Origin of the sequence: Dolichospermum sp. LEGE 00246 (assembly GCF_015207865.1) — a bacterium.
Lineage (GTDB): Bacteria > Cyanobacteriota > Cyanobacteriia > Cyanobacteriales > Nostocaceae > Dolichospermum > Dolichospermum heterosporum.
Window position 1 is genome coordinate 1 of record NZ_JADEWA010000366.1, and the last position, 5,568, is coordinate 5,568.

At 40.6% G+C, this 5,568-nt stretch carries 8 protein-coding genes and 1 pseudogene; 6 read left to right on the forward strand and 3 right to left on the reverse strand.

Going from position 1 to position 5,568, the window contains the following annotated elements; genetic code table 11:
• Positions 1 to 334, reverse strand: a pseudogene (locus IQ228_RS19820) (restriction endonuclease subunit R); the annotation flags it as partial.
• 527 nt (positions 335 to 861) lie between these two features.
• Here IQ228_RS19820 and IQ228_RS19825 point away from each other — a divergent pair.
• Positions 862 to 1,125 carry a hypothetical protein gene (locus IQ228_RS19825; RefSeq protein ID WP_190384310.1) on the forward strand — a complete coding sequence of 88 codons (264 nt, stop codon included), beginning with the start codon at positions 862 to 864 and terminating at the stop codon, positions 1,123 to 1,125.
• Positions 1,126 to 1,426: 301 nt separating this feature from the next.
• On the opposite strand, the gene IQ228_RS19830 is transcribed toward IQ228_RS19825, so the two are convergent.
• Positions 1,427 to 2,512: a site-specific integrase gene (locus IQ228_RS19830; RefSeq protein WP_193964082.1), complete on the reverse strand. Its 1,086-nt coding sequence runs from the start codon at positions 2,510 to 2,512 to the stop codon at positions 1,427 to 1,429.
• A gap of 440 nt (positions 2,513 to 2,952) precedes the next feature.
• Between IQ228_RS19830 and IQ228_RS19835 the strand changes: the two genes are divergently transcribed.
• The 5 genes from IQ228_RS19835 (at position 2,953) to IQ228_RS19850 (ending at position 4,905) form a co-directional block, all read left to right on the forward strand.
• Positions 2,953 to 3,369, forward strand: a complete 417-nt coding sequence (locus IQ228_RS19835) for a XisH family protein (RefSeq protein ID WP_193964084.1) — start codon at positions 2,953 to 2,955, stop codon at positions 3,367 to 3,369.
• Complete coding sequence (locus IQ228_RS19840) at positions 3,357 to 3,692, forward strand: XisI protein (protein ID WP_193964086.1); 336 nt, start codon at positions 3,357 to 3,359, stop codon at positions 3,690 to 3,692. Before IQ228_RS19835 ends, IQ228_RS19840 begins: the two co-directional genes overlap by 13 nt.
• Complete coding sequence (locus IQ228_RS19845) at positions 3,685 to 3,855, forward strand: hypothetical protein (protein ID WP_228043968.1); 171 nt, start codon at positions 3,685 to 3,687, stop codon at positions 3,853 to 3,855. Before IQ228_RS19840 ends, IQ228_RS19845 begins: the two co-directional genes overlap by 8 nt.
• A 366-nt stretch (positions 3,856 to 4,221) precedes the next feature.
• A complete protein-coding gene (locus IQ228_RS27470; RefSeq protein WP_370566914.1) occupies positions 4,222 to 4,350 on the forward strand; it encodes a hypothetical protein in 129 nt (42 codons plus the stop codon).
• A gap of 198 nt (positions 4,351 to 4,548) precedes the next feature.
• Positions 4,549 to 4,905: a Spx/MgsR family RNA polymerase-binding regulatory protein gene (locus IQ228_RS19850; RefSeq protein ID WP_193964089.1), complete on the forward strand. Its 357-nt coding sequence runs from the start codon at positions 4,549 to 4,551 to the stop codon at positions 4,903 to 4,905.
• Positions 4,906 to 4,922: 17 nt separating this feature from the next.
• On the opposite strand, the gene IQ228_RS19855 is transcribed toward IQ228_RS19850, so the two are convergent.
• A complete protein-coding gene (locus IQ228_RS19855; RefSeq protein ID WP_228043969.1) occupies positions 4,923 to 5,387 on the reverse strand; it encodes a VWA-like domain-containing protein in 465 nt (154 codons plus the stop codon).
• Between the last annotated feature and the right edge of the window lie 181 nt (positions 5,388 to 5,568).

Consider the following 5,568-nt stretch of genomic DNA (forward strand, 5'->3'; position numbering starts at 1 on the left):
CAATCCGCCCCCGAATAATCGTTCCTTCATCCTCCATTTCTAAAGCCACACCCGTTTCTGTTTCAATCCTAAACGGTTTATGATAAAAACCAGCTAAATCTAACAAGGGCGCAAGTACCACCATCTTTACCGTATTTTCTAGCATTGGCGGATCATCCATCAATTCTAAAAAATTAGCCTTCACCCGATCTAATAAATGTTGCTCTTCTTTGTTCAAAGCCTCAAGCCCATCCAACCACTCAGGAAAAAAAGTAGCATCTTGAACGATTTGAATGCCAAAATTTTGCTTTAATTCCCGTAGCGTCACATCCTTGGCCGCAATAGACTGAACCATTTTGATATTTCTCCTGACGAAATTTTAGGCTCAACTGTACAGAAAAAGCTATTAAGCCTGAAACCTTTGCTCCCGTATTTCTCACGAATAATGTAATCGCAAGTTGTATAACCCGGATAGAGAATCGGTTTCAGGCATTTTTTACGGGGTTGATTTTTGATGTAGTGTGAAACTCCAGAATCCAGATTTTATAAGGGTTTGAGAATTTTGGTGATAAATCCGGGTACTCTAACTAAATTTTAGTTTAAAGTAGTATCGCCGCGCCTCAATAACCTACAAAACTAATTAGTAAATCATAGTATAAATCAAATCAACTGTTTTTAGTTAAGATTATAGATAGCGTAAATTGGGAAGTTGGATATGACAGTAAATCAAAAGTTTAGTAAACTTACTAAAGATTTCCCCCTTAGACAGAACAGCAAAACTTGCCAATCAAATAGCTAAATTAAAAGAAGAAATGAACTAGCTGAATTACGTCAATCTTTTAAAATATCTCAATCTCAATTAATGGATTTATAGGAGAAAAAATGTCTAATCATTCTGGTAGTTATATGCTTAACGAAATCTTGGAGTTAATGGAACAAGAACAGATTTTTGGTTGGTTAGGTAAAGAGAAAACCCAATCTCTTGTTAGAAATATTACTAACACTGCGTGTCGAAAATATGATTGTAATAGTGGAGAAATTTTAGAGAATTTTACAGATCGCTTTGAGTTATGCTATGGCTGTCTTGCAGATAGCAAAGACCTTGAAGACGGACTTTGTGAAGTCTGCCGAAATGATATGGGATAGATTTAAAAAGAGGCAAGGGAGCAGGCGGATGTTCAGACGGCGATCGCTACTTAGAAAAGCCAAAAACATGGAACTTCGACCTCTGTTTATTGACAATAATCTCTGGTAATTGACACAGAAAATCCGATCTCACAAAATCGCGTTGCTCCCTATTGACTGTTCCACAATAATTCTGGAAATCGGTAACGCACAAAATCAAAATTGACAGACTACTAGGTTGCGCTGAACGCTATCGCCTCCATCCCCAAACGTTTTAATACCTGTAAAACACTATTTTGTGACCCATGGATCACATTTCTTCTCAAAACCTGGGCAACACAGTCCCCGTTCCCGCATCCTTTTTAGAACGAACATAGGTCTTAGTCGTATCACTCTTACTATGCCCCAACTGGTCTTGCACCTCAAACAGTGATTTACTATCCACCGCCCGCGACGCGTGAGAATGGCGTAACCAGTGGCAAGAAAACTTCACCTTGGCCACCTCAGATATATCCTGAATCAACTTTTTAATTGCCCGGTCACTCAACGGCAACCCCCGTTTTTTCGGGTCAGGTGACAGATTCGGAAACACTGGCATCTTTTCACCTGCCATCCCCCGGTACTTCTTAAAGATCAGCGAAGTCTGGTGGTCCAAACCTATCTCCCGGTACTTCCCCCCCTTGCCCCGAAACTTAATTGTGTAATACCCCCGATACCTATCTGACGGTATCGGGTCGGGTTGCCATTTAAAGTTGTGCCAATATAAACCCGGATAATCTTCCTTCGGCTGACCCGGTTTATCACCAGGAACCGTCACCCGACCCACTTCACCTACCCGCATTCCACTATAAAAAAGCAAAGAAAAAACCAGCCAGTACTGCTCCCCCAACCGCTGGGCAACATCAGCCAACTGCGCCATCTCCCAATCTTCTAAATAACGCTCTGCCTTCGGTAAGTCACTGAAATTATCGTAATTTATGGTACTGGCAATATTCCGTAAAAAATAGCCAACATTCTCCCCATGACCATAACTCCAGAGCGATCGCAACATTAAAACCTGGTTAGATTTAGTATAAGGGGAAACCTCACCCCAACTAGCAATAAATTCCAGTAACTTTGGTGGCTGAACTAATCTCAAATCCCGTACACCTTGTTTTTCCAACCAAGCGAGTAATTTTTGACCAAAGCGATAGTATTTTCGCTTAGTTTGTTCCCGGTTCTGTGACCCTGCCCAAGCCAAAATCAACTCCTCATCATTTGCTACAGCAGGTGTGCGGTAATAATATTGGCGAATCACCTCCTCTACTAATTCGGCGGTAACAGATGCAGAAGTATCACGAGATACAACTTTACTGGCGGAGGGAGGGAGAATTTCTACTGGGCTAACCTCAACATTAGTGATATCCATCTGGGAAATAACCATCACATGACAACTAACATCTAGCTTCCTGGAAGGGAACTTTCAGGAAGCTTTTATTTTATTCTATCCTTTAAGTAGATGTGCAGGGAACTTCATGTCTAACTTGGCGGTCGCTGGTTGGGAATATTTGGTTAACGCACTAGATGGCTTTTGGTGCGTGCAGTTACGGTCAAAAGAGGCAGGGGGAGCTTGGACTCCGCCCCAGTTCAAGCGTCCTGGAGGGGCTACGTACCCATATTTCGCGGATCTCCACGCAACCACGCAACAGCAGAGGGGCTTGCTCCCCTTGCTAGAAAGCCCCTCTGCCTCTTCTGGTGATCACAGATTGCATAATTGCATAGTTGGTTTACGCCCGCCGTGTGATGGGGTGAAGCGCACTCTTGATTTCAATTGTTCTATAATTGCAAGTAAATTAGAGAAAGATAACGATGGCAGCTAAAGATAGATTTCATGCTGTGGTTAGAATTGCTTTGGAAAAGGAGCAGTGGCAGATAACCGATGACCCCCTGCGACTGGAAGTAGGCGGAACAAAGTTTGAAATTGATTTAGGTGCCCAGCAACTATTAGCAGCAGAGCGAGACCAAGAAAAAATTGCAGTTGAGATTAAAACTTTTTTGAGTGATTCACCACTGACCGATTACCATGCTGCGTTAGGACAGTTTTTGAATTATCGGCTGGCCTTAGAAATCAGTGATCCAACTCGTATTCTCTATTTAGCTGTGCCTGTGGTTGCTTATGAAACTTTTTTTAAGCGGGAATTTGCCCAAATTTCATTAGAAAGATATCAAATTAAACAAATTATTTATGACCCGATTGAAGAGGTAATTGTACAATGGATACCATAGAGTCTTATCGGCATATAATTCAGTCGTTGTTGACAGATTATGCTGCTATCCCCATCGCTAATGGGTCGATAGATTGCTACACTGTTTTTGATCTCAAACAAGATCATTACCAGGTCATGAATGTGGGATGGGATGGCCATCGACGGGTATATGGTTGTGTTTTACATTTGGATATTAAGCAGGGAAAGATTTGGATTGAGCAAAATATGACGGAAATGAGAGTAGCCCAAGAACTTGTGGATCTGGGGGTGGCAAAGGAAGATATTGTGTTAGGGTTTCAAGCTCCGGAAATGCGGCAATATACGGATTATGCGGTTGTATAATTTAAGAGAAGGGATAGCGATAAATTTTAGTGTGGAAGGTAACAGTATTGTGATTACACCACAAAAAAAATATACGCTTGATGAGTTGCTCTTGGGTATGACTTCTGATAAATTTCACCCTGAATTTGAAACTGAAAACGCTGTGGGGAGTGAGCATTGGTAGTTAATTCTTATTTTCCGAATAGAGGAGATATTGTCAAATTAGAATTTGGGAACACACAGCGATTTACGGCTGATTCTATTAGGCGTGCATTTTCCCTGCAAGCGTCAGGAATGTCTTTTGTTAAAAAAATAAATATCGCACCTCTCTAATTACCAATGCCGTCACAGGTAAAATAGATGTACGCCAAAGTTATTATTCCCTAACCCTAGAACCCACCATGACACAAATTACCCTTGCAGAACTCCCAAAAGCTCATAGAAAAACTGGAAATTATCTTGGATAGCATAGAAATACTACCCCTGATTCATCAATCCAGAACAACATTATGCAGAAATTCGCACTGATTTAGAACAGCAAGGTAAACTGATTGGAGGTAATGACTTATTAATTGCTGCCCATGCTTTGACATTAAATCTAACTCTCGTTACTGCCAATGTTCGTGAATTTTCCCGCGTTCCTAATTTAAAAGTAGAAAATTGGCTCAAACCCAATTAAAAGACGATAAAATAAAAGATTAAATGGAGAATATTAAATGTTCCAGTAACTTTCGGTGTAAACTACGGTAACACCCATAATTTTCGAGACAATCCCTCCAAAACACACAAAATTAACATACTAGGCTTCTGCTGTTTAATTACGAATTACTAATTAATTTAAGCTAAAATATCTACTTCAAACTTATTAATCTTTTTTATGTCTATCCAAATCTACGGAATACCGAACTGCGGAACTTGCAAAAAAGCTTTCAAGTGGCTTCAAGAAAATGGTATTGACTATGAGTTCATTAACACCAAAGAAACTCCCCCAACTCGTGAGATGGTTCAAAATTGGGTGACGTCTTTGGGTTCTGCGGCTATGCGAAATACTTCTGGTCAATCCTACCGGGCTTTAGGTGATGACAAGAAGAATTGGATAGATGAGCAATGGATTGAGGCATTTAGCAAAGATGCAATGCTGCTCAAACGCCCCCTTTTCCTCAAAGATGGAACGGCTGTGCTGATAGGCTTTAAAGATAAAGATGAAGTAGTAAGGCAAAAGTTGGGACTTTAATTTTGCTGGTTTTTACTTTACTTAATCCTGAAAACCTGACCTTTAGGAATAAAAGGTAATCGGCAACCTACAGGAATTAAAAAAGCGTGTTCTCGACGAATATGTAAATTATCGCAATAGCCATCAGTAATAATTAGCAACGGTCCATTTTTCGGGAAATCCTCGGCTGTTGTCAATAAATCAATACCGGGCTGTAAAACAGTACCACCTCTACCCTTGACTTGAACTCTATCTGCTAGAGATTCTGGTGTTAAATAACCTTGATCATAAGCAAAAGCATCACAGAAAACAACCCGCACCAAAGAAACATCATGGGAAATACTATAACTGGCGATCGCTCCTAATGCCTTTCCTAATAACTCCCTATCCATTGAACCAGAAGTATCTAAAACCACCCCAAATGTGCGACCTTCTTCATTATTACTATCCGGTACATAACGAGGACGAGGAATATCAGGAGTCGCAGATTGACGACGACTCAAACGAGCATAAGACCTGACTTTGATTAAAGGAGAAAAATGATGATCAAACCACTTAGGATCGTGGATTAAATAAGGTGTAATACTGCCAATGATAGCTATACACTAGAGGGGTAGATGGATGAACTGATAGATGATGCAAACTTACCCTGGTGAGATTGAGGTACAAATGCAACGATACTAT

Coding starts and splice junctions, on each gene's coding strand:
- IQ228_RS19825 (WP_190384310.1), top strand. CDS start 862: ATGTCTAATCATTCTGGTAGTTATATGCTTAACGAAATCTTGGAGTTA.
- IQ228_RS19830 (WP_193964082.1), bottom strand. CDS start 2,512: ATGGATATCACTAATGTTGAGGTTAGCCCAGTAGAAATTCTCCCTCCC.
- IQ228_RS19835 (WP_193964084.1), top strand. CDS start 2,953: ATGGCAGCTAAAGATAGATTTCATGCTGTGGTTAGAATTGCTTTGGAA.
- IQ228_RS19840 (WP_193964086.1), top strand. CDS start 3,357: ATGGATACCATAGAGTCTTATCGGCATATAATTCAGTCGTTGTTGACA.
- IQ228_RS19850 (WP_193964089.1), top strand. CDS start 4,549: ATGTCTATCCAAATCTACGGAATACCGAACTGCGGAACTTGCAAAAAA.